Raw genomic sequence first — 23768 nt, forward strand, 5'->3', positions numbered from 1 at the left:
GGGAGGAGGCCGCCGTGATCGGTGCTCACGCGGTGAAGGCCGGCGCGCGCGCCAAGCACAAGGGCGGGCACGAGGAGGCCGAACACGACAACCACGAGCGGTGGCTGGTCTCCTACGCCGACATGATGACCCTGCTCATGGTCCTGTTCATCGTCCTGTTCGCCATCTCCCAGATCGACCAGCGCAAGTTCACCGAGCTCAAGAACGGCCTCGCCGTCGGCTTCGGCGCCCCCACCATCGCCTTCAACGGCAGCGACGCCAGCCTCCTGGAATCCGCCGACGCCGACTCCCCCATGGACCTCGCCTCCGGCCTCGGCGGCACCACCAGCGACGCCACCGCCATCAAAGCCGCCATCGCCGCCAACGAGCGCGCCCAAGCCTCCCAGCGCCAGGCCGCCGCCCAGGCCGAGGTCAAGAACTTCGACCAGATCAAAGCCCAGATCACCGCGGCGCTCACCCAAAAGGGCCTGCAGGACCAGGTCCAGTACAGCATCGACCAACGCGGCCTCGTCGTCACCGTCGTCACCACCAGCATCGTCTTCAACGGCAACGACGCCACCCTCCTGCCCGCCGGCCGCACCATCATCGACGCCATCGGCCCCGCCATCACCTCCCTCCCCAACGCCATCGAGGTCGACGGCCACACCAACCAGCTCCCCGGCGACACCGGCGCCTACCCCTCCGGCTGGGAACTGTCCACCGCCCGCGCCGCCGCCGTCGTCCGCGCCCTGCACACCGACGCCAGCATCGGCGAAACCCGCCTCCAGGCCGCCGGCTTCGCCGACACCCGGCCCCTCTACCCGCCGACCGACCCCCGCGCCACCACCGGCAACCGCCGCGTCGAGATCATCGTCCTGTCCAACCTTCCCGCCGACACCCGGGCGCTGCTGCCCTCGGCCACCACCAGCAACTGACGAGGGAGGCACACTGCCATGGCCAAGACCACCACCGAGGAGACGCCCACCAAGGGCGGCCGCAAGAAGCTCATCATGATCGTCGCCATCGCGCTGGTCGCCCTGGTCGGCGGCGGCATCGGCGGTTACCTGATGTTCGCACCGAAAAAGGCGACCGCCGAGCCGGCCCCGAAGCCGGGCGTGGTCGCACCGCTGGACGCGATCACCATCAACCTCGCCGACGGGCACTACCTCAAGCTGAAGATGACCCTGCAGGCCACCACCGAGGTCGCCGAGGCCCCGGACGGCAGTAAGGCCCTCGACATCGCGATCGAGGAGTACAGCGGCCGCAAGATGGACGAGCTGATGAGCAACGCCGAGCGGGACCGGACCAAGCAGGATCTGGTCGGCAAGGTCGTCAAGGCCTACACGGTCGGCAAGAAGCAGCAGGTCATGGACATCTACTTCACGACCTTCGTGATCCAGTAGGGCACGGCCGGCAAGGGCGCCGCGGGGACACCGCGGCGCCCTTGCGGTGTGCTATGGCAGGGTCCAGCGCTGGTTGGCCGCCCCGGTGCAGGACCAGATCTGCAGCTGGGTGCCGTCGGCGGAGCTGGGGCCGGTGGCGTCCAGGCACTTGCCGAGGGCCGTCAGGCTGCCGTCGGTACCGGCGGCCCACTGCTGCGCCGCCGTCCCGTTGCAGTCGTAGAGCTGCGCCTTCGTCCCGTTCGCCGAGTTGGCCCCGGCCACGTCCAGGCACTTGCCGAGCGCCCGCACGGTGCCGTCGGTGCCGACCGTCCACTGCTGCGCCGCGCTGCCGTTGCAGGTGTACAGCTGCACCTTGGTCCCGTTGGCCGGGTTCGCGCCGGCGACGTCGACGCACTTGGCGCCGTAGCCGACGATCTGGCCGGTGCGGGCCGTCGGCGTGCCGCTGTCCGCACCCGCCCACAGGTACGTGCCGGCGGTCTTGGCGGGCAGGGTGCTCGACACCTGCTGGGAGCCGACCCGCAGGGTGAACGCCTGGCTGGCCGAGGTCTGGTTGACCACGACCGTGACCAGCGTGCCGTCCGGGTTGAGGAAGGCCACGTTGGTGACCGTCCAGGTCGAGCCGTAGCCGGTCGCCACCCGCCGGGCGCCCGGCTGCACGAACTTGGAGAACTGGGCGATCAGGTAGTAGTCGGGCAGCGCCCAGTAGGTGTCGCGGTTCGCCGGGCTCTGCACCAGCATCGTCGGGTCCGGGGAGCCCGACCACCGCTCGGGCGCCCGGTTCTGGTCCAGCATGCTGACCCAGCCCTCGTAGAGGGTCGCCGAGTTGCGGAAGTACTGCACGATGCGGTCGGCGCCCGAAGTACCCCAGACGGAACGCTCGGTCATGAGCACGTCCTTGTCCGGGTAGTTGGCCTTCACCTGGGCCATCGCCGTCGGGTCACCGCCGTAGTCGTGGAAGGCGACGCCGTCGACCGAGCCGTAGGCGTCGCTGTGGGCGCTCGCGGTGCCGAGCACGCCCTGGGCATACGACACGCCGTCGCTGAAGTTGTGGTCGAAGGCCCAGATCTTGACGGTACCGAGCGCGTTGCCGTTGAGCTCGGTCCGCAGCGCCTTGGCGAGCTGCCGCTCCTGGTCGGCGCTCACCAGCATGCCGGGATAGTCCGGCGGGGAGAACAGCGGCTCGTTCTGCAGCGTGAGGGCGTAGATAGGGATGCCCTGCGCGGCGTACGCCTGGATCGCCCGCCGGTAGTAGGTGGCCAGCGTCGGGATGTAGGTGCTGTTGAGGCTGCCGCCGATGATGGCGTTGCTGGTCTTCATCCAGGGCGGGGCCGACCAGGCGCTGGCGAAGATCTTGATGTTCGGGTTGATCGCGAGCGCCTGCTTGAGCACGGCGATGATGTTGTAGTCGAGGTCGCGCTGGATGGAGAAGCGCGACAGCGACGGGTCGGCCGCGCCGTCGTCGTAGGTGTAGAAGTCGTGCGACGTGAAGTCGCTGGTGCCGAACGTGATCCGGATGACGTTGAAGCCGGCCCCGGCGGCGGGGTCGACGAGCGTGCGCAGGGCGCGGTCGCGTCCCGCGGCGCTCATCCGGGAGAGGTTGTACACGGTGGATTCCTCGAGCGACGATCCGACGCCGAGGATGCTCTGGTACCGCGTGTTCGTGTCGACGCTGATCGTGGCGCTGCCACTCGCCGCGCCGATCGGCAGGTCGGCCTGGCGGGACAGCTGGTAGGGGGTGCCGGCGAGGCCGGTGGCCGGGTTGGTGTACCAGTTGCCGTTCTTGGGTTCGTAGCCGGCGGTGCGGGACTCGGAGCTCCAGTAGACCTGGACGGCGGTGGCCGCGGCCGAGGCCGGGAGCTGGGCGGATGTGAGCAGGGCGGCCGCAGTGGCCGCCACGAGCAGTGCAGACAACGGCCGGGTTGGGACCATTGCACGCCTCCTGGCGGGGGGCTTAACTTCGGGACTTGTATTAAGCCTGGTCGCTATACATCTGTCAATGTTCCTAACAGATACGTTCGGCCCCCGCCATGGACCGCCGCGGCGGCGATTGATTAGCGTCTGGGCATGAACGTGCTGCACAACCGGCTGTGCAAGTCCGGCAAATGGTTCGAGACGGTCGAGCGGCGGCTCCTGCCGTGGGCGCTGCAGGACGTGCCGCTCGGCGCGCGGCTGCTGGAGATCGGGCCCGGGTTCGGGGCGACGACCCGGGTGCTGGCCCGCAGTACCGACGCGATGACGGTGGTCGAGGTGAACCCGAAGCTGGCGGAGCGCCTGCGCCGCGACGGCCCCGGCAACGTGACCGTCGTGGAGGGCGACGGCGCCGCGATGCCGCTGCCGGACGCCGCCTTCGACTCGGTGGTGTGCTTCACGATGCTGCACCACGTGCCCTCGGCCTCGCAGCAGGACCGGCTGCTCGCCGAGGCACGGCGGGTGCTGGCGCCCGGCGGGGTGTTCGCCGGCAGCGACAGCCTGCCGACCCCGCGCTTCCGCCTGCTGCACGTCGGCGACATCATGGTGCCGGTCGACCCGGCGACGCTGCCGGAGCGCCTGGAGCGGGCCGGCTTCACCGACGTGCGCGTGTCCACACTGGACAACCGGCTCCGCTTCCGCGCGGTGGCCGCGTGACCCGCCCGCAGCCGACGGCACCGCGGTCTTCACGTGATCGACGCGCCGGCCCCGGCCCGCGCCCTGATCGTGCCAGTTGATGATCAGGCTGCCGCCGGCGGCCATCGCAGGCTGGACGCCGACCCACACGGCGGGGCGGGCGCAACCTGCGATCCGCGCGGCCAGGCCGGATGAAAGTCTCCGCGATCATGACGTCCGCGGTGACCGCAGCACGGTTTTTCATGATCCCGGAGACTTTCGGTAGACGGGGGTACATCAGCGCTCCGTGATCATGAAAAACCGTTGGTGTCGACGCCGGGTTGCGCATGATCGCGGAGACTTCCGGTCGCTGCGCCGCACACCGTCCGACGGTGGGACGTGATCGCCGATCGCACCCATCGCGGGGCATTGGCAAACGCAGGCCGGACGCCGCTTGGTCGCCGGCGGGCATGTCGGTCGGCGGTGCCGGGCGCGGGCGGAAGCACGGCAGCCACGGGCCAGCCACCCCCGGACCGCACCCGGCGCATCACAGCCGTGCCGGCGCCGGTCCGTGGCGGACACGCCAAGGTCATACCCACGCCGGCGGATGTGAGCGCCTGTAGCCGCCATAAGCGCACGCCGGCGGATGCCTGTAGCCGCCACCGGATATGTCCGCCGCTCCGCGACGGACATATCCGACATTTCGGTTATGCACCGATCACCCGCATGGTTGGAATAAATGGTTGCCCGCAAGCGCTAAGGTTTGCGTTGTCGGGGTTGTCGAGTGGAGGGAGCCGGCCGTGCAATATCGCACCGTCGTCGTGGTTCCCCGCTCGCAGCACGAGGTGATCCGCGTGTCCCGCTGGCTCCCGGTGCCCGCTCGCGCGGCGGCACTGGGGCGTCCCGCGCGCGGCTGACCAGCGGCCCCGCGGGGCGAAATCGCGCTGTCCGGTCCAAGTGACGAGCCCATGAAGGGGCAACAGTGCGCACCGACCTCGACCGCGTCCGAAACATCGGCATCCTGGCCCACGTGGACGCGGGCAAGACCACGACCACCGAACGGATCCTGTTCGCCACCGGCGCGACCTACAAGCAGGGCGAGGTGCACGACGGTACCACCGTCACGGACTTCGACGCGCAGGAGCGCGACCGGGGCATCACCATCTTCGCCGCCGCGGTCAGCGTCGACTGGCGCGGCCACCGGGTCAACCTCATCGACACGCCCGGCCACGTCGACTTCGCCGACGAGGTGGAGCGGTCGCTGCGGGTGCTCGACGGGGCGGTCGCCGTGTTCGACGGCGTCGCCGGCGTGGAGCCGCAGAGCGAGTCCGTGTGGCGCCAGGCGGACCGGTACGGCGTACCCAGGATCGCCTTCGTCAACAAGCTCGACCGGGCCGGCGCCTCCCTGGAGCGGGCGGTGGCCTCGATCCGCGACCGGCTGCACGTCACGCCGCTCGTGGTGCAGGCACCCGTCGGCGTCGAATCCGGCTTTTCCGGCGTAACCGATTTGACCGAAATTTCGGAAATGTCGGCAACGCTGGTCGAGCAGGTGGCCGAGCTGCACGCCGGGGCGTTGGAGGAGTACGTCGAGACAGGCACGCTGACCCGCGAGACGCTCCGCCGCGCGCTGCGCGAGCTGACGCTGTCCGGCGCCGCGGTCGTCGTGCTGTGCGGCTCCGCGTACCACGACATCGGCATCCCGGAGCTCCTCGACGCGGTGGTGGCCTACCTGCCCTCGCCGCTCGACGTCCCCGCGGTCCGCGGCGAATGGCGGGGCGCCGACGAGCGGCGGCCGGCCGACCCGGACGCGCCGTTCGCCGGGCTCGTCTTCAAGGTGCACGCCGCGCCGACGGGCCGGTTGACCTATCTGCGGGTGTACTCCGGGACGCTGCGCAAGGGCATGGAGGTTCTCGAGCCGAACGAGGCTACTACCGAGCGCGTCTCGCGGATCCTGCACGTCCAGGCCGACCGGCACACCGACGTGCCGCGGGCGGTCGCGGGCGACATCGTCGCGGTGATCGGGCTCAAGCACGCCCGCACCGGCGAGACGCTGTGCGACCCGCAGCACCCGCTGGTCCTCGAACCGCCGTCCCGGACGACCCCGGTCGTCTCGGTGGCGATCGAGGCCCGGACCCGGGCCGACACCGGCCGGCTGGCGGTCGCGCTGGCCCGGCTGGTCGAAGAGGACCCGTCGCTGGTCGTCGACACCGACGCCGAGACCGGCCAGACGGTGCTCAGCGGCATGGGCGAACTGCACCTGGAGGTCGCGGTGGAGAAGATGCGGCAGACCAGCAACGGTCTGGCGGTCACCGTCGGCCGCCCCCAGGTCGCCTATCGCGAGACCGTGGCGCGCGGCGTCTCCGGCCTGCTCTACCGCTATGTGCACCAGCGCGGCGGCGCCGGGATGTACGCCCACGTGACCATCGACGTGGCACCGTCGAGCGAGGACTTCGTTTTCGAGTCGACGGTGGTCGGCGGCCGGGTGCGCAAGGAGTTCGTCGAGGCGGTCGAGTCCGGCAGCCGCGACGCGCTCGCCGCGGGCCCGATCGCCGGCTACCCGGTCACGGGCGTGCGGGTGACCCTCACGGACGGCAGGATGCACGAGAAGGACTCGTCGGAACTGGCCTTCCGCCTGGCCGCCCGGGAAGCCCTCCGGCAGGCGTTCGCCGAGTCGGAGATGGTACTCCTGGAGCCGATCGTGGAGGCCACCGTCACCGTCCCCGAGGAACTGGTCGGCGGCGTCCTCGGCGACCTGTCCGCGCGCCGCGGCCGGGTCACCGGCTCGACCACGCACGCCGGCACGGTCGTCGTCACCGCGGAGGTCCCCCTGGCCGAGCTGTTCGGCTACGCGACCCGCCTGCGCAGCCGAACCCAGGGCCGCGGCACCTTCACGACCCGCCCGGCCGGCTACGCCCCCGCCCCGGCGAACGCGCTGACCCGGTAACCAACCGGGCACAGCACACCCCGGGGCGTGCACACCCCGGGGCACCGCACCGCCGCCGCACCGCACCGCACCGCCGGGGCACCGCACCGCCGGGGCACCGCACCGCCGGGGCACCGCACCGCCGGGGCACCGCACCGCACTGGCGGGGCACCGCACTGGCGGGGCACCGCACACCCCGGGCGCCACCCGGCCCGCTCCGGGCCCGACGAGCCGGCTAGCAGGAGGCGGCCAACCGACCCGGCACTCCCCCGGCCGGGTCGGTTGGCCACGCCCGGGCCTCGGCTCGCACACGGGTCGGGTAACCGGACAGGCACCGTGTGTCGCCTCGCGCATTGGCGAATACCGGCAATTGCTCAATGCGGTAACCGCGAGTGAGCCGACGCTCGGCGAACGATCGATCACGGACGGTGCCGCATTTATCGCAATAACGTATGTCGATAATGGCGTCCACCCGAAATCGGCTGGGAGGACCGGACCGCGCGGGTCAGTGGAACAGCGAGCTGACCGACTCGCCGTTGTGGATGCGGCGCAGCGCCTCGGCCATGGCCGGGGCGATGGACAGCACCCGCAGCTTCGGCACCCACTTGTCCTTCGGCAGCGGCACGCTGTTGGTGCACACGATCTCCAGCACGTCCGGCTGGTCCTGCAGGCGCCGCAGTGCGTCGCCGGTGAACAGGCCGTGGGTGCAGGCGACCCGGATGCTCGCCACGTTGCGCTCGCGCAGCCGGTCGATCAGCTCGAACACGGTGCTGCCGCGGGCGATCTCGTCGTCGAGCACGATGACGTCGCGGCCCTCGATGTCGCCGATGACCGTGCTGATCACCACGCGGTCGTCGGAGAAGCGCTGCTTGGCGCCGGCGGCCACCGGTACCGACAACATCCGGGCGAACGCCGAGGCCGGCTTCGCGTTGCCCAGATCGGGCGAGACGACCACGCTGTTGGAGACGTCGTGGCCGCGGAAATGCCCGGCCAGCTCGCGCAGCGCGTGCAGGTGGTCCACGGGCACCGAGAAGAACCCGTGGACCTGCGGCGAGTGCAGCGTGAGCGTGAGGACCCGGCTGGCGCCGGCCGCGGTGAGCAGGTCGGCGACCAGCCGGCCGCCGATCGAGATGCGCGGCTCGTCCTTCTTGTCGGAGCGGGCGTAGGCGTAGTGCGACATGACCACGGTGGTGCGCGCGGCCGAGGCGCCGCGGGCCGCGTCGAGCATGAGCAGGAGCTCGACGAGGTGCTCCTGCACCGGCGGGACGAGCGGCTGGATCAGGAACACGTCCCGCTCGCGGCAGTTGGCCTGCAGCTGCACCTCGAGGCAGTCGTTGGCGAAGCGGTCCACCCGCACGGGCAGCAGTGGCACCTCGAGCTGCGCGCAGATCTCCTCCGCGAGCGCGGGGTGCGCGCTGCCACTGAACACGGCGATGTCACGCACGGGAAAGACTCCTCCGGGGCGGGGACGGGGGTGGGTCATCCCGTTGATACCACACCCAGCCGGCGGTCCCGCTGCTGCGGCGCGTCGTCGGCCGGGCAACGGCCCCGCCGGACGTACCGGTCGAGGAACCCGGCCACCGCGTCGCGGACCGGCAGCGGCGCGCCGCGGCGGGCCAGCACCGACTGGGCGGCGGTGAAGCAGGCCAGGGCGGCCGCGGCCAGGGCCGGGTCGGTCAGGCCGTCGCGGGCGGCGGCCAGCCAGTCGCGGTGCCGGCGCAGCGGGGAGCGCAGGTGCTCGGTGGCGTCGGCGGCGGCCTGCGCGCCCTCCGGGTCGTCCAGCAGCGCGGTGACGACCGCGACCGGCACGACCCAGTCGTCACCGGCCTGCTGGTCGATCATCCGCAGCTCGAGGTAGCCGCGGGGGCGCACCGGCGGGACCAGGGTGCCGAGATGGCGCTCCAGGTCACTGAGAGTGACCGGGCGGGGGCCGTGGCCGCGCAGCCAGTCGCGCATGGTCAGGCCGGTCGGGACCAGCCAGCGGCCGGCCGGGTCCGGGTCGTCCTCGGCGGGGGCGACCATGGCCACCTTGGCGGCGAGGGCGTAGCGGGCCCAGGCGGCGCGCGGGTCGGCGCTGCGCCGCGGGGCGCGGGTGCGGGTGCTGTCGGTGGCGAAGCGCAGGCCCTGCCGGTAGGAGGCCCAGCGGCGGCCGGACTTCGTGACGTACGGCGAGTTCGCGAACGCCGCCATCATCACCGGGCCGATGGCGTCGGCGAGCCACCAGCGCCGGGCGAAGTGCGACCACTCGTCGGCCTCGGACGCGTGCTCGTCGGTGCCGGCGTCGAGACAGACCTGGATCGACGCGGAGTTGGTCATCACGGTCCGGCCCCGCGCGCCGGCCCGGTCGTGGTACTCGGCCAGGGCCACGTAGCGGGGGTGGTCGGTCACCAGCCGTGGCCGGCGGGCGGTGTCCAGGCCGGTGCCGTCCAGGTAGAGGCCGTGCTCGGCCAGCTCGGACCGGACCAGGGCCAGGTCGGCGGCGAGCGCGAGCATGCACTCCGTCATGGACGCGCCGACGGCGCTGGACAGCTCCAGCTGCCCGCCCGGCTCGATCGTCACGCCGCTGCCGCCCGGCAGCGGGTTGCCCAGGTGCGCCAGCAGGCCGAGCAGCCGGGCCGGGGCCGGCCGGTGCAGCGGTTTGCGGGGGTCGCGCACGCAATACTCCAGCTCCACCCCGACCCGGCCGACGGGGCCGACCCGGAACCCGGCGGCGGCGACGTACGCGGCGGCGGTGGTTTCGGTGAGGAGGAGGTTGGCGGGTGTCGTGTCGTTCACGGCGGCCTCCCGGAAGAAGGGTGCAAGCTACCCAGGGCGGTGTTGCGAGAGACAAAAGTGATCGTTCAGTTCGCGGGTGTGACGGCGGGCCCGGCCGGCGGCGGGGGTGCCGGTCGAGGTGCACTCAATTAGGAGGTCATCGGGGCGATATGTCCAGTGGTGCAGGACAACGCGCGATGAACTCTGGATGGGAACGGGCTGGATAAACACAGCGCGGAAACGTCAAAGGACGCTTACCAGGGGCTGGCGAAATCCTGGGTCCAGAAGGGCACGCCACGCCCGTCGTAGGCCACCGCGACGCCGATGTTGCGGAACCGGCAGTTGAGGATGTTGGCGCGGTGGCCGGGGCTGTTCATCCACGCGTTCATGACGGTGCGCGCGTCGTGCTGACCCCAGGCGATGTTCTCGCCGTAGGCCGACCAGCGGTACCCGGCGGCGCGGACCCGGCTGCCGGGCGAGCCGCCGCCGGGCGAGCCGTGCGAGAAGTAGCCGCGGCCGGCCATGTCCCGCGAGTGCAGCCAGGCCGCGTAGCTCAGCCGCGCACTCTGGGTGACCGGCCCGCAGCCGGCCCGCGCGCGCACGCTGTTGGTGATGGCGACGACCCCGCGGACCAGGCCGCTGTCGGCGGCGAACGCCGGCCCGGCCTGGATCGCGGCGCCCGCCGCGACGACGCCCGCGACGAGGGCTACGGCGACACCTCTCCGGAATCCCATCTCACCTCCACGAAGTAGGGCAGATGGGCTGAAACTACGGACCGGCGCTGTTGTACGTCCCGGATCTGGGCAAAAGTCAGCTTTTGCCGCCGGGATGCGCTACGGCGCTCAGCCGGGCGCCGTCCGGGGCCCGGCCGGGCCGTGGAAGTTCACTCCTGAGGGTGAGCAGCTCCTCGACCGGGGTGCGGGCGCCGAAGCGGTACGCCCGCTCGTAACCGGCCGCGGGCAGCACGGCGCGCAGGGCGGCGTCGGTGGCGGCGCGCAGCGGCCGCTCGCAGGCCGGGGTCGGGGCGCCGATCTCCCGCCGTACCACATCGGCGGCTCCCAGCAGCGCGACGGCATGGGCCGGATCGCCGAAGCGGCGACGGCACTCGGCGAGGGCCTCCAGCACGCTGGCGGCGCGCCACGTGTCGCCGACCCGGCGGTGCACCGCCAGGCTCGCTCGCAGCCGCTCGGCCGCCGCCGCCAGCCGGTCCTCGGCCAGCTCCACCCGGCCGAGCAGGTCCTGCGCCCAGCCGACGCCCTCCGGGAAGGCCAGCTCGGTGAACCGGTCCAGGGCCTCCACCAGGTGCCGCCGGGCGGCGGCCTGGTCGCCCCGGTAGTGCGCCAGCGCGCCGAGGTGGACCACCGCCGACGCCGCAGACTCGGCGTCGGTGTGCTCCCGCAGCGCGGCCCGGCTGGCGGCGAGCAGCTCGTCGGCGGCGTCGAGGTCCCCGGACAGCCAGGCGGTGGCGCCGGCCAGCTGCGCGGCCCGGCCCTCGCCCCAGGCGTCGCCGGCCGCGCGGTAGAGCTCCCGCGCCTGCTCGAGGTGGGCGCGTGACGGCCCGTAGCGAGCCCGTTCCCGCTCGACGCTGCCCAGCAGCATGAACAGCCGGGCCCGCGCCGCCGGCTCGGCGCCGGTGAGGTCGAGCGCGCGCCGGGCGAGCCCCGCCGCGGCCGGGTAGTCGCAGGCCAGCAGGGCCAGGTCGGCGGCGGCCGAGGACGCGGCGGCGCGGGCCGCGGGCGCGGCGTCGGGGCGCCGCTGGAGCGCGTCGGCCAGCCAGTCGCGGCCCTGGGAGTACCCCCCGGTGAAATGCTGGAAGGGGGCCATCGCGGCGGCCAGGCGCAGCTCCGCGTCGTCGCCGCTGCCCGGCCGGGCGGCCAGACGGTCCAGGGCGGCGCGCAGGTTGTCCTGCTCCAGGGCGAGCGTGCGCAGCCAGTCCCGCTGCCGCGGGCCGCGGACCCCGGCCGCCGCCCGCTCGGCCAGGTCGAGGTAGAAGGCGGCGTGCGCGTCGCGGGCGGCCTCGGCTTCCCCGGGGTGTTCGGCGAGGCGCGCGGCGGCATAGGCGGCGACGGTCTGCAGCATCCGGCGGCGGTACCGCTCGGGCGTGCTCACCAGGGACCGCTCGGCGAGCGCCTCGACCAGCCCGGGCCGGAACGCGGGCAGGATCGCCGCCGCGGCCGGGCTCCAGCCGCCCTGGAACACCGCCAGCTGGCGCAGCAGGGCCTGCTTGTCCGGCGACAGCAGCTGGTAGCTCCAGTCCAGCGCGGCCCGCAGCGTGCGATGGTGCTCGGGGCCGGCCGCCTTCGCGTCGGCGAGGACCCGGAAGCGGTCGGCGAGCAGCCGGTGCACCTCCGGCACGGACAGCAGCGCGGCCCGGGCCGCGGCCAGCTCCACCGCGAGCGGCAGCCCGTCCAGGGCCGCGCAGATCGCCGCCGCGGCGGCCCGGTGCTCCGGCGGCAGCGGCCGTCCGGTGCGCTCGAACATCCGGGTCTCGAACAGCCGCAGCGCCGTGTCCCCGTCCAGCGGCGCGACCGGCAGCACCGTCTCGTCGGGCAGCCCGAGCGGCTGACGGCTGGTCACCAGGAGCCTGATTTCGGGGTGTACCGCGAGCAGCCGCGCCGCCAGCCCGGCCACCCCGGCCGCGACGTGCTCGCAGTTGTCGAGGATCAGCAGCGGCGCCCCGGCGGCGTCCGGGGCCCGCAGGGTCTCCAGCAGCGCGTCGAGCTCGCCCAGGTCCGGGCGGCGGGCCACGCCGAGCGCGTCGAGGACGAACCCGGCCGGCTCCTGCGCCGGCCCCAGCGTGGCGAGGTCCGCGAACCGCACGGCCCCGCCCGCGGCCGCGCCGACCGCGATCGCCACCCGGGTCTTGCCGCTGCCGGCCGCGCCGACGAGCGACAGGAGCCGGCCGCCGCCCGGCCGCAGCAGCCGGGCGGCGGTGCGCACCTCGGCGTCCCGGCCGACCAGCGAGGTGAGCGGCGCGGGCAGCGTCACGCTCGCCGCGGGTTCCATCCGGCGACTGTACCGGCCGCGATCCGCCCATCGTCCATCTGGACGCCTGCCATATGGCACACAGTCGGGAGCGGCGCGTCGCGGCGGACGGCGGCGGCGGGTGCCCGGGTAGCGTGGGCAACGCAGTCCCCAGCCCCCAAGCTGAGCGTGCCCTGGGAGTAAGCCGTGGCGTTCCTGGTCGAGATGCCCGACGGCGGCTACCTCGAGGTCGAGGAGCGCGACGACCTCGCCCCCGACGACGAGGCGGTCGTCGGCGTCCTGGGCGCCTCGCCGCTGGAGGGCACGGGCCTGATCACCTTCGGTGCCGCGGTCCGCACCGGCCTGGCCGAGCAGGAGCAGGACGACTTCGCCGACTGGCTCTACGACCGCGTGATGATGTTCGCCGAACTCGGCGGCGAGATCGACGGCTGGCTGCGCCGCGACGACGGCACCTGGGAGGTTCGCGCGTATCGCGACAGCCCGATCTGAGCTGCAACCTATGGCTGGCCCGTATCCGTCTTCAGGGACGAAACGTCGCCGCACATATCGGGGGGATATTGTGGCGCGCCGAGGGACAGTTGCGTCGGGGAGTGGTATGGCGAAGAAGCGCGGGAAGAAAGACCCCCTGTGGGCCCGGTTGTCCCTGATCTTCGGGGCGCTGCTGCTGCTCATCAGCGGAGGCATACTCGTCGGTGGCAATCTGTTGCTGAATCACTACGGCGACCAGATCACGCACGAGGGCGGCCTCGGTGACGCGGCGGCGGCGGGCGCAACCATCGACGGGCCGATCACCCTGCTCCTCGTCGGCATCGATGAGCGGGTCAACAACGAGGCCATGGGTGCCCGCTCCGACTCGATCATCATCGCCCATGTGCCCGCGTCCCACGACGCGGTCTACATGATGTCGATCCCGCGTGACACGCGGGTGCACATCCCGGCGAACAAGGCGACGAAGTACAACGGGGGCACGGACAAGATCAACGCGGCGTTCCAGTTCGGCTACCAGAACGGCGGCGGCCGCGACGGCGGGCTGGCCCTGCTCGCCGAGACGGTCAGCGCCCTGGCCGGCGGCATGAAGTTCAACGGGGCCGCGATCGTCAACTTCGACGGGTTCAGCGGCCTGGTCAAGGCGCTCGGCGGCGTGCACATGTGCGTCGACGAGGAGACCACGTCGATCCACACCGGCTGGAACACGAAGACCAACGTCGAGGGCGTGCCGTACAACTTCAACGCCGACGGCATCCCGACGACGCTGAAGCCGAACATGCGGCCGCAGGTGTACAAGGTCGGCTGCCGCGACTTCGCCGCCTGGGAGGCCCTGGACTACGTCCGCCAGCGCGACAAGCTGGCGAACAACGACGGCGACTACGGCCGCCAGCGCCACCAGCAGCAGTTCATCAAGGCGATGCTGAAGAAGGCGACGAGCACCGGCGTGATCAGCAACCCGATCAAGGTCAATCAGATGCTCGGCGAGGTCGGCAAGGCGGTGTCGTTCTACAACAACAAGGTCTCGCTCGCCGACTGGATCTTCACGCTCAAGGGCATCAATCCCGACGGGATGGTCACGCTGCGCACCAACAACGGCCAGTACAACGCCCAGACCGTCAACGGCCAGTCGTTCGAGTCCCTCGACCAGAACGCGCAGGACCTGCTCAAGTCGTTCAGCGACGACACGGTCGCCGCGTTCGTCGCGCAGCACCCGGAGATGATCGCCAACGACGCGGCGACGCCCGCCTCCACGCCGACGCAAGGGGGCCGCTGACCGGCGCCGATGTCATGACGATGACGTGGATCACGGGGTAGCCGCGCGTCGCGCTCACGACTGCGGCGCACTGGCTACCGTGATACACAGTCCGTGCGGATTCGGTACGGACGGGTGTCCGCGCGGATGTTTGGCGAGGGGGACGAGTTGGGCGCGCTGCAGCGGTTCGAGAAACGGCTCGAGGGCATGGTCGAGGGCACCTTCGCGAAGGTGTTCAAGGGCGTCGTGCACCCGGTCGAGGTCCTCAACGCGATGCAGGGCGAGGCCAACGCGAACCAGACGCAGATGACCGGCGGCCGGATTCTCGTCCCCAACCGGTACATCATCGCCCTCGCCCCGGCCGACCATTCCCGGCTGGCCCCGTTCGCCGCCGCGCTGGCACAGGAGCTGGCCCAGTCGCAGGCCGAGTACGTCGGCGAGCAGGGCTGGGCGGTCTACGGCGACATCGTCGTGGAGATCACGCGCGGCGACGACCTGGAGACGGGCCTGTTCCGGGTCCTCGCCCAGGTGTACACCGGGGGCCAGGTCGCGCCGGGCGAGGGCACCGGCGTGCGCCTGGTCACCGCGGACGGCCAGAACTACCCGCTGGCCCAGGGCGCCACCATCATCGGCCGCGGCGAGCAGGCGTCGCTGCGCCTCGCCGACGTGGGCGCGTCCCGCCAGCACGCCCGGGTGGAGTACGACGGCAACCGCGCCGTGTTCACCGACCTCGGCTCGGCCAACGGCTCCATGGTCAACGGCCGGCGCGTCGACACCGTCATCCTGCACCCCGGCGACGAGATCACGATCGGCACCACCCGCCTGTCGTTCCGGGTCTGAACCCGAGCGCCGGGCACGGGGACCGCGGCTCGGCCGTGTGCGGGGGTCCGGGCCGTGCGGGATGATGGCGGCATGGTCGACAGGCCGGACGTGCTGCCTTCCGCCGACGTGCTGGCGATGCTCGACGCCGACCCGCAGGGCTGGGCGTTCGCCCGCGCGGTGCGCTCTGGCGCGACCGGCGAGATCGAGGACTTCGAGCTGCTGTACCTCAACGACGCCGGCGCCGGCTACCTCGAGCGGCCCCGCGAGCAGCTGCTCGGCCGGCGCTACCGGGCGATGTGGCCGGACACGGTCAACGAGGCCACGCTGCCGCTGTACCGCAAGGTCGTCGACGGCCGCGAGCCGGTGACCCGCACCGTCTACTACGACCGGCCCGGCCTCACCGGGCACTTCGAGCTGTGCATCGGGCCCAGCGGCGACGGGTTCGCGGTCCGCTTCGTCGACCTGCGCTCCGTGCGGCTCGGGCCGCAGTCGGCCGGCGGCACCCGGCTCTACGACGTGCTCGACGCCGGGTTCGACGGGTTCACGCTGCTGCGCGCCGTGCGCGGCGCGGACGGCGCGGTGACCGACTTCGTGTGCGAGTACGTCAACCGGCCCGGCGCCGTGCTCACCGGCCGCTCGGTCGAGGACACCATCGGCCGGCGGTGGAGCGAGCTGGCCGGGTCCGGCGGCGCCCGGGGCCTGCTGGAGCGCTGGGTGGGCGTGGCCGAGACCGGCCGGCCGTGGCGGGAGCGGCTGCGGTACCCGCAGCTCGGCCAGGTCTGGGAGGTCAGCGCCGCCCGGGCCGGCGACGACGCGGTGGCCGTGTCGTTCCGCGACGTGGCCGCGCAGGTGCGCCAGCAGGAGCGGCTGGAGCACAGCACCGCGCAGGCGCGCCGGGCCGTGGAGCGCAACGCGGCGCTGCTCGCGGTCACCTCGGCGCTGGTGGCGGCCAGCACCGCCGCCGACGTCTCCGCGGCCATCGGCTCGGTGCTGCGCCCGTCCGCCGGCGGGCAGGGGCTGGCGCTGCTGCTGCGCCGCGACGCCCAGCTCGTCCTGCACTACCACGCCGGCTACGACCCGCAGACGGTCGAGCGGCTCAGCACGGTACCCCTGACGCATGCATATCCGGCGACGGACGTGGCGCGCACCGGCCGGGCCCGCTTCCTGAGCAGCCCGGCCGAGTTCGCCGCGGTCCAGGCCGGCGGCCCCGGCGACCCGATCCCGTCCGGCGGCCGCCAGGCGTGGGCGTTCCTGCCCCTGGCGGTGGCCGGCGACGTGCTCGGCACGCTCGTCATCGGCTACGGCGCGCCCCGCGAGTTCGACGACGACGAGCGGGCCAACCTCGGCGCGTTCGCCGCCGTGTGCGCCCAGGCGATGCAGCGCGCGCTGCTGTTCGAGGCGCAGGCCTCCATCGCCGGCGAGCTGCAGCGCGCCCTGCTGCCGGCCGAGCTGCCCGAGGTCGCCGGCCTGCGCCACGCCGCCCGCTACCTGCCCTGGACGCACGGCGCCGACGTCGGCGGCGACTGGTACGACGTGATCCCGCTCGGCGGCGACGTGGTCGCGATCGTCATCGGCGACGTGGTCGGGCACAACGCCACCGCCGCCGCCATCATGGGCCAGGTCCGCAACGCGCTGCGCGCCTACGCCGCCGAGCGGCACAGCCCCGCCGTGGTCATGCAGCGGGTCAACCGGCTGCTGCTGGACCTGCAGCCCGACGCCGTGGCCACCTGCTGCTACCTGGAGCTGCACCTGGCCGAGGGCACCGCGACCGCGGTCCTGGCCGGGCACCCGCCCCCGGTCCTGCGCACCGCCGCCGACACGGGCACGCTCGCGCTGCGCGCCGGCCCGCCGCTGGGCGTCAGCGCCGACGTGCGCTTCAACGAGACCACCTTCCTGGTGCCCGGCGGGGCCAACGTGCTGCTCTACACCGACGGCCTGGTCGAGGACCGCCGCTACCACCTCGACGACGGCCTGGCCGACCTGTGCGACGCCGTGCGGGCCGCCCCGTCCACGGACCCGAACCGGATGCTCGACCACGTGCTGACCGCCGGCGTCGGCCCGCGCCCGCGCAGCGACGACGTGGCCCTGGTCTGCCTCGCCGTCGACCCGCGCCCCGAGCCGCCCGCCACCGCCCACCCGTCGGCGCAGCGGCGCTTCCGCGGCGACGCGGTCAGCGCGTCCGCGGCCCGCCGCTTCGCCGCCGACATCCTCACCGCCTGGGGCGAGCGCCGCCTGGTCGACGACACCCTGCTGCTGCTCGACGAGGTCATCACCAACGCCATCCAGCACACCGTCGGCGCGGTCGTGGTCCGCCTCGAGCTCGCCCCCGCCCGGCTGCGCGTGTCGGTGGCCGACCGCAGCGAGCGCCCGCCGAGCCCCCGCCCGGCCGGCGCCGACAGCGAGAACGGCCGCGGCCTGCTCATCGTCGCCACCGTCGCCGCCGCCTGGGGCAGCATCCCCAACCCGGCCGGCGGCAAGGAGGTCTGGTTCGAACTCGCCCGCCCCTGACGGCGCCCGCCGGTGGCCCCCACTAGGATGCGGGTCCTGCGGTGCGACACGGATGGAGACTGCGGTGAGCGGAGCATCGGACTGGACCGAGCGGGTCGACACGACGGTCGCACACCCCGCCCGGCGGTACGACTACTGGCTGGGCGGCAAGGACAACTTCGCCGCCGACCGCGAGTCGGGCGACGCGATCGCCGCCGCGTTCCCGCACATCCGCACCGCCGTGGTCGAGAACCGGGCGTTCCTGCGCCGGGCCGTGCGGGACCTGGTCCGCGACCACGGCATCCGGCAGTTCCTCGACATCGGCACCGGCATCCCGACCAGCCCCAACGTGCACGAGATCGTGCAGGGCGTCGCCCCCGAGTCGCGGGTCGTCTACGTCGACAACGACCCGATCGTGCTCGCCCACGCCCGGGCGCTGCTGACCAGCTCGCCGGAGGGCGCCACCGCCTACGTCGACGCCGACCTGCGCGAGCCCGAGCGCATCCTCGCCGACCCGGCGCTGCGCTCCACCGTCGACCTGTCCAAGCCGGTGGCGCTGATCCTGGTGGCGGTCGTGCACTTCCTGCCCGACGAGGACGACGCGCACGGCATCGTGCGGCGGCTCGTCGACGCGCTCGCCCCCGGCAGCTACCTGGTGTTCTCCCACGCCACCACCGACGGCCTCGCGCCCGAGCTGACCGCCCAGATCCAGGCCGGCCGGCACGGGCCGGGCAAGCTGCGCGACCGGGCCGAGTTCGCGCAGTTCGTCGGCGGCCTGGAGCTGCTCGAGCCCGGCATCGTCTCGGTCGCCGAGTGGCGGTCGGCCGGCGAGCCGGAGCCGCGGCCCACGTTCGATCAGGTCGCGGTGTGGGGCGCGGTCGCCTACAAGCGGTGAGATCCGGCGGCGGATGGGTAATCCCATTCGTATGAAGGATGAGAACGCCACGATGGGCACGACCGGGACGCCGGGAGGCGACGGGGCGTCGCGCATCGACGAAGAGGACAAGGCCAACGGCTCGGCGCAGGGCATCCACACGCCGTACGGGCTGGGTGGGGAGCCGGACGATCCGGCGCTGCCGTTCGACCGCCGGATCAGCTCCGACGACAAGCTCCACCTGCCCCGCAACGCCACCCAGCGCGGCTGATCGCTTCTGGTCGGTTTTATTGATCAGCGCTCGGTGGTTTACGGTGGGTTGAACAAGCGCTTGGTCAACCGCGGAGCTCGTGGTACCGGCGCAGCAGGAGGCCCTCGCGCAGTGCCCAGGGGCAGACGTCCAGGGCGCGCAGGTCCAGGGCCTCCATCACGGTCTCCGCGGTCACCGCGCCGGCCAGCAGCTGGCGGGCGCGGGCCGGGGCGACGCCGGGCAGCTTCGCCCGCTGCCGCGGGGTCATCTCGGCCAGCCGCGGCACCCAGCGGCGCAGCTCACGGCGGGTGAGCCGGTCCCGCTCGCCGGTGAGGCGGGCCAGTTGTTTGAACGTCTTCGAGGTACCGACGATCCGCTCCGGCCGCGGCCCGCGGGCCAGGTCGGCGGCGACGGGCCCCAGCATCGCCAACACGTGCCGGCGGACCCGCTCCACGGCCGCCCGCCCGGCCGGGTGCTTCGGCAGGAAGCGACGGGTCAGGCTGCCCGCGCCGAGCGGCAGCGACACGGCGAGGCCGGGCTCGTCGCCGGCACCGGCCGCGATCTCCATGGACATGCCGCCGATGTCGAGCAGCAGCAGCCGCTCGGGCCGGGCCAGCCAGCGGCGCACCGCATGGTACGTGACGCGGGCCTCGTCCTCGCCGCTGAGGGAATGCAGTTCGACCCCGGTCGCCTCGCGGACCCGGCGGCGGATCTCCGCGTTGTTGGTGGCGTCCCGGATCGTGGCGGTGGCCAGCGGGATCAGGTCGGCCACGGGATGCCGGCGCGAGGCGGCGACGGTGCTGGCGACCGCGGACACGACCCGCTCGACGCCGTCGGCGGTCAGCGCCCCGTCGGCGGTGACGGACTCGGCCAGCAGCGTGGGAGCCTTGAGGCGGAACACCGGCAGCGGCGGCTTGCGGGGGCGCGCCTGCACGATCTGCAGGTGCGCGGAATTGGACCCGACGTCCAGCACGGCCAGCAACACGGTGTACCTCCTCACGCAAAAAACTCCACATTAGTTGATGCGCGCGGCCGGTTACCCGTGTTGTCGCTTTCCAAACAGTTTTCCCCTTTCTACACGTATCCGATAAGTCCGAAAAGTCCGGCGGCTCCGCCGCCGGACTTTTCGCCTATATCACGATTTTTCGTGATTGTTGGACGGCTGGCCGCGGCCCGGCTGCCGGCCGCCGGCCCGGGCACGCCCGTTGTCGCGCAAACCGGTAATGCCGATTCCCGGCGCAACCGCAAATGGGACGGCCGGTCTCGGCCCGGCCGCCGGCCGGGGCACCCACGTTGTCACGCAAACCGGTAATGCCGATTCCCGGCGCAACCGCAATTGGCTACGGTTGATCCGTGACGTCGCAGCCGCTGTTCACGCAGGAATTCTGGAACAACCCCCACCCCGTGTATGCCGCGCTGCGGCAGGAGGCGCCGGTGCACCCGGTGACACTGCCCAACGGCATCGAGATCTGGCTGGTCACGCGATACACCGACTGCAAAGCGGCGCTCGCCGATCCGCGGCTGTCGAAGCGCCAGGGCGCCGGCGACAACGCGCGGAAGCTCGACGCGGCCGTGCGCAACCCGCTGACCAGGCACTTACTGGCCAACGACCCGCCGGACCACACCCGGCTGCGCCGGCTCGTGTCGAAGGCGTTCACCACCCGGCGGGTCGAGGCACTGCGGCCGAGAGTCCAGGGCCTCAGCGCCGCGCTCATCGCGCCGCTGCGCGAGCAGGACACCGCGAACCTGGTCGAGGATTATGCGGTACACCTTCCAATTCAGGTCATCTGCGAATTGCTCGGCGTGCCCGTGCAGGATCAGACGGACTTCCGCCGCTGGACGTCGGTGATGGTGTCGGCAACGGTCAGCGGTGCGGGGATCGCCGAGGCGTCCGCCGCATTCGTCGGCTACCTCCTGCAGCTCATCGCCCGCAAACGCACCTCACCCGCCGACGACCTGCTCAGCGCGCTGATCGCCACGCGTGACGAGGGCGACCGGCTCAGCGAGGACGAGCTCACGTCGATGGCGTTCCTGCTGCTGCTCGCCGGTCACGAGACGACGGTGAACCTGATCGGCAACGGCATGTACACGCTGCTCACCCAGCCCGACGCACACCGGCGGCTGCGCGAGGACCCGGCGCTGATCCCGGCCGCTGTCGAGGAGTTCCTGCGCATGGAAAGCCCCGTCGAAACGGCTACGTCACGCACCGCCACCGAGCCGGTCACCTACGGCGGCGTCACCGTTCCCGCCGGCGCGATGGTCGCCATCTCCTTGCTGTCCGCCGACCGCGACCCGGACCGCTTCCCGTCCCCGGACAGTTTCGAATTGGACCGCCCGGACAACCAGCACCTCGCTTTCGGGTACGGCATCCATTACTGCCTCGGCGCGCCGCTCGCCCGGCTGGAGGCGCTCATCGCGTTCACCGACCTGCTGGCGGCATTCCCGAAAATGCGGCTGGCGGTGCCGCCCGAGGAATTGACCTGGCGCCCAGGCACCCTCATTCACGGCCCCACAGCGCTGCCGGTGCTCCTGTAGCCGGACCCGTTCTCCACCTCGGCCCGCCGGTTCACGGTCCGCGGACGCCCGCTTTCCGCCTCGGCCCGCCGGTTCACAGTCCGCCGGCGCCCGCTTTCCGCCTCGGCCCGCCGGTTCACGGTCCACCGGCGCCCGTTATCCGCCTCGGCCCGCCGGTTCGCCCCGTTTTCCGCCTCGGCGCGGCGTGCGGTCGCGGCCCGCCGGCACCGCCGGGCTCAGGCGAACTGTTGCGTGCCGACCACGGAGAGCAGCGCGAGCTTCTCGGCCGCGTCCGTGCCCTGTGTCGGGGTCAGCACGATGAGCGTTTGCCGCTGGTCGGGGGTCACCAGGGTCTCGCAGTCGACGTGTACCAGCCCGACCTGCGGATTGCGGATCCGTTTACGGTCGGCGCGGCGGACCTGCACCTCGTGCTCGTCCCACCGGGCGGCGAACTCGGGGCTGGCGGCCTTGAGGCGGCCCACGAGGCGTACCACATCGGCATCACCGTGACGGCGGGCCGCTGCCGCTCTCAGGTCCGCGACGATGACCCGAGCGTGACGCTCCTGCTCGTCCTCGGGATGCAGGGCGCGCTGCGACGGATCGGTGAACCACCGATACGCGTGGTAACGCTCGTCGCCACGGAACCGTCTGCCGTCGCCGAGCAGCAGGGCCGCCATGCGGTTCTGCGCCAGCGTCTCACCGAGGTCGGACATGACGTGCGCGGGCGTGTCGCCGAGCAGGTCGAGCATGCGCAGCAGCCCGGCCCGCGCGTGCGCCTCGGCACCGGCGGACGGCGGCGGCCGATGCCCGGCGAGGTGAAAGAGGTGGTCGCGCTCGTCGTCACTGAGCCGCAACGCCCGGGCCAGCGCGTTGAGCATCTGCGCCGACGGCTGGGCGCTGCGCCCTTGCTCGAGCCGCACGACATAGTCCGTCGACATGCCGGCCAGCAGCGCCACCTCCTCCCGCCGCAACCCAGCGGTCCGCCGGCGCGGCCCCTCGGCGAGCCCGACGTCGCCCGGCTGGATGGCAAGCCGCCGCCGGCGGATGAAGTCGGCCAGGTCGTCGCGCTGCATGGGATCAATCGTGGGCCGTATGCGGGGTTCGCGGCCAGTGCTCAGCCAAGGAGCGCCACTCCCACCCGGCCCGAACGCCGGCCCTGCGCCGAACGCGCCGCCGCCCACCCCACCCCGCCCCGAACGCGCCGCTGCCGACGCCGCCGGAAGTTCCCTCCCGGCCTTGAATTACTGAATTGCGAATTACCGGCAATCCGCTGACGGTTGACGGTGGTGTTGAGGACCGCCGGGTATCCGCTCCCCTGGCGCCGGGGTCAGTCGGGCATGTGCCCGCCGGCGCCGAGGATGAAGGCGACCAGGCCCAGCACGGCGACGATCAGGGCGGTGAGCTTGGTGAATCGGCCGGTCGGGTCGGAGACGGTGACGTTGAACCAGCCGCGCGGGTCGACGCGGACCCGGATCTTCTCGCCGACCTTCGGCTCCGCGTCGAGGAAGCGCAGCTTGCCGAGGTCCTTGCCGGTGGCGCGGTCGGCGACCTCGTACACCGGGAACTGCTGCTCCGACACGCCGCTCAGGCCGCGCCCGACCTGGGTGACCACGGCGTCGGTCGGCGTGCCCTGCCGCGACATGTACGCGGGCAGCACCAGCAGCGCCGCCAGCCACGACGCGAACGTCAGCACCAGGAGCATGACGACCCGGTTGCCGGCGTTGTGGTCGGGGGCGCCGAAGCGGTACAGCAGGTAGCCGGGCACGGCGGCGAACAGCGACAGCGCGGAGCCGATCGCGAGCCACGTGAAGCCGCGGCCGCCGGCCACGGTGCCGGTGAGGACGACGAAAGCCGTGGTGACGGCCAGCGCGACCAGCGTCCGCCAGATTCCCTTGAACAGCGCGCCCCACGGATAGCGATTCACGAGTGGCACGGTAAGCGATCACCGGTCGGCGCGCTGCCCCCGGGGTTGACCGAATCGGATTATCAGCAATCGATGGCACCCGCTACAGCCAATAGTCGGCTGGCGACGGAGCGGCACGGTCAATCATCGGCAGCGAACGGAGCCGGCTACGGCCGATCATCAGCAACCGGTGGAGCCGGCTACCCTGCGTACCGCCGCCGAATAATCGGGAACCGGGGACATCGCCGCGGCCAGGCGCAGGAACGGCAGCGCCTCCTTCGGGCGGCTCTGCCGCTCGAGGGTACGGCCCAGCAGGTGGCACGCGTAGTGGTCGCTCGGGTCCCGGTCGACCAGCGTGCGCAGGTGCTGCTCGGCCCGGTTGAGCTGCGCGGACGCGAAATAGGCGCGCGCCAGCCACAGCCGCACCTCGGCGTTGGTGGGCTCTTCGTCCAGGACGGTGGACAGGATCTTCGCCGCCTCGATCGGGTCACCGGCGTCGAAATAGAGGACTCCCCTGCGGTACTCGGCGATCACGTCGTTCATGGCAGGT

General features: G+C 72.5%; 20 protein-coding genes. 11 read left to right on the top strand and 9 right to left on the bottom strand.

Annotated elements, in window-relative coordinates; genetic code table 11:
- Positions 1–14: 14 nt before the first annotated feature.
- Both ACQPXD_RS30710 and ACQPXD_RS30715 read left to right on the top strand, forming a co-directional pair.
- A complete protein-coding gene (locus tag ACQPXD_RS30710; protein WP_432824803.1) occupies positions 15–914 on the top strand; it encodes a flagellar motor protein MotB in 900 nt (299 codons plus the stop codon).
- A gap of 18 nt (positions 915–932) precedes the next feature.
- Positions 933–1382 (top strand): flagellar basal body-associated FliL family protein, encoded by a 450-nt coding sequence (locus ACQPXD_RS30715; protein ID WP_432824804.1) that lies wholly within the window; start codon positions 933–935, stop codon positions 1380–1382.
- Between the two features lie 51 nt (positions 1383–1433).
- Here the strand turns inward: ACQPXD_RS30715 and ACQPXD_RS30720 are convergent, their stop codons facing one another.
- Positions 1434–3311 (bottom strand): ricin-type beta-trefoil lectin domain protein, encoded by a 1878-nt coding sequence (locus ACQPXD_RS30720; RefSeq protein WP_432824805.1) that lies wholly within the window; start codon positions 3309–3311, stop codon positions 1434–1436.
- A 135-nt stretch (positions 3312–3446) separates the two neighbouring features.
- Between ACQPXD_RS30720 and ACQPXD_RS30725 the strand changes: the two genes are divergently transcribed.
- Positions 3447–4007, top strand: coding sequence for a class I SAM-dependent methyltransferase (locus tag ACQPXD_RS30725; RefSeq protein ID WP_432824806.1), 561 nt, complete (start codon positions 3447–3449; stop codon positions 4005–4007).
- A 940-nt stretch (positions 4008–4947) separates the two neighbouring features.
- Complete coding sequence (locus tag ACQPXD_RS30730; RefSeq protein ID WP_432824807.1) at positions 4948–6909, top strand: elongation factor G; 1962 nt, start codon at positions 4948–4950, stop codon at positions 6907–6909.
- A 484-nt stretch (positions 6910–7393) separates the two neighbouring features.
- Here ACQPXD_RS30730 and ACQPXD_RS30735 read toward each other — a convergent pair whose 3' ends face one another.
- The 4 genes from ACQPXD_RS30735 to ACQPXD_RS30750 form a co-directional block, all read right to left on the bottom strand.
- Entirely contained in the window at positions 7394–8332 is a 939-nt protein-coding gene (locus tag ACQPXD_RS30735; protein ID WP_432824808.1) for a ribose-phosphate diphosphokinase, read from the bottom strand.
- Positions 8333–8367: 35 nt separating this feature from the next.
- Entirely contained in the window at positions 8368–9663 is a 1296-nt protein-coding gene (locus tag ACQPXD_RS30740) for a glutamate-cysteine ligase family protein (protein ID WP_432824809.1), read from the bottom strand.
- A 233-nt stretch (positions 9664–9896) separates the two neighbouring features.
- Positions 9897–10376 (bottom strand): CAP domain-containing protein, encoded by a 480-nt coding sequence (locus ACQPXD_RS30745; RefSeq protein ID WP_432824810.1) that lies wholly within the window; start codon positions 10374–10376, stop codon positions 9897–9899.
- A 76-nt stretch (positions 10377–10452) separates the two neighbouring features.
- Entirely contained in the window at positions 10453–12648 is a 2196-nt protein-coding gene (locus tag ACQPXD_RS30750; protein ID WP_432824811.1) for an ATP-binding protein, read from the bottom strand.
- 165 nt (positions 12649–12813) lie between these two features.
- Between ACQPXD_RS30750 and ACQPXD_RS30755 the strand changes: the two genes are divergently transcribed.
- From ACQPXD_RS30755 to ACQPXD_RS30780, 6 genes are all read left to right on the top strand, one after another.
- Entirely contained in the window at positions 12814–13116 is a 303-nt protein-coding gene (locus tag ACQPXD_RS30755; RefSeq protein WP_432824812.1) for a hypothetical protein, read from the top strand.
- 106 nt (positions 13117–13222) lie between these two features.
- Positions 13223–14389 (top strand): LCP family protein, encoded by a 1167-nt coding sequence (locus tag ACQPXD_RS30760; protein WP_432824813.1) that lies wholly within the window; start codon positions 13223–13225, stop codon positions 14387–14389.
- A gap of 126 nt (positions 14390–14515) precedes the next feature.
- Positions 14516–15208 (top strand): FhaA domain-containing protein, encoded by a 693-nt coding sequence (locus ACQPXD_RS30765; RefSeq protein WP_432824814.1) that lies wholly within the window; start codon positions 14516–14518, stop codon positions 15206–15208.
- 72 nt (positions 15209–15280) lie between these two features.
- Complete coding sequence (locus ACQPXD_RS30770) at positions 15281–17698, top strand: SpoIIE family protein phosphatase (RefSeq protein WP_432824815.1); 2418 nt, start codon at positions 15281–15283, stop codon at positions 17696–17698.
- A gap of 52 nt (positions 17699–17750) precedes the next feature.
- A complete protein-coding gene (locus ACQPXD_RS30775; protein WP_432824816.1) occupies positions 17751–18572 on the top strand; it encodes an SAM-dependent methyltransferase in 822 nt (273 codons plus the stop codon).
- Between the two features lie 31 nt (positions 18573–18603).
- Positions 18604–18822, top strand: a complete 219-nt coding sequence (locus ACQPXD_RS30780; protein WP_432824817.1) for a hypothetical protein — start codon at positions 18604–18606, stop codon at positions 18820–18822.
- Positions 18823–18886: 64 nt separating this feature from the next.
- Here ACQPXD_RS30780 and ACQPXD_RS30785 read toward each other — a convergent pair whose 3' ends face one another.
- A complete protein-coding gene (locus ACQPXD_RS30785; protein ID WP_432844018.1) occupies positions 18887–19786 on the bottom strand; it encodes a Ppx/GppA phosphatase family protein in 900 nt (299 codons plus the stop codon).
- Positions 19787–20154: 368 nt separating this feature from the next.
- On the opposite strand from ACQPXD_RS30785, the gene ACQPXD_RS30790 reads away from it, so the two are divergent.
- Complete coding sequence (locus tag ACQPXD_RS30790) at positions 20155–21336, top strand: cytochrome P450 family protein (RefSeq protein WP_432824818.1); 1182 nt, start codon at positions 20155–20157, stop codon at positions 21334–21336.
- A 215-nt stretch (positions 21337–21551) separates the two neighbouring features.
- Here the strand turns inward: ACQPXD_RS30790 and ACQPXD_RS30795 are convergent, their stop codons facing one another.
- The 3 genes from ACQPXD_RS30795 to ACQPXD_RS30805 form a co-directional block, all read right to left on the bottom strand.
- Entirely contained in the window at positions 21552–22388 is an 837-nt protein-coding gene (locus tag ACQPXD_RS30795) for a helix-turn-helix transcriptional regulator (protein ID WP_432824819.1), read from the bottom strand.
- Positions 22389–22642: 254 nt separating this feature from the next.
- Entirely contained in the window at positions 22643–23239 is a 597-nt protein-coding gene (locus ACQPXD_RS30800) for a hypothetical protein (RefSeq protein WP_432824820.1), read from the bottom strand.
- Between the two features lie 159 nt (positions 23240–23398).
- Positions 23399–23761 (bottom strand): tetratricopeptide repeat protein, encoded by a 363-nt coding sequence (locus tag ACQPXD_RS30805; RefSeq protein WP_432824821.1) that lies wholly within the window; start codon positions 23759–23761, stop codon positions 23399–23401.
- Between the last annotated feature and the right edge of the window lie 7 nt (positions 23762–23768).

This window comes from Dactylosporangium sp. CA-092794, assembly GCF_050948465.1.
GTDB lineage: Bacteria > Actinomycetota > Actinomycetes > Mycobacteriales > Micromonosporaceae > Dactylosporangium.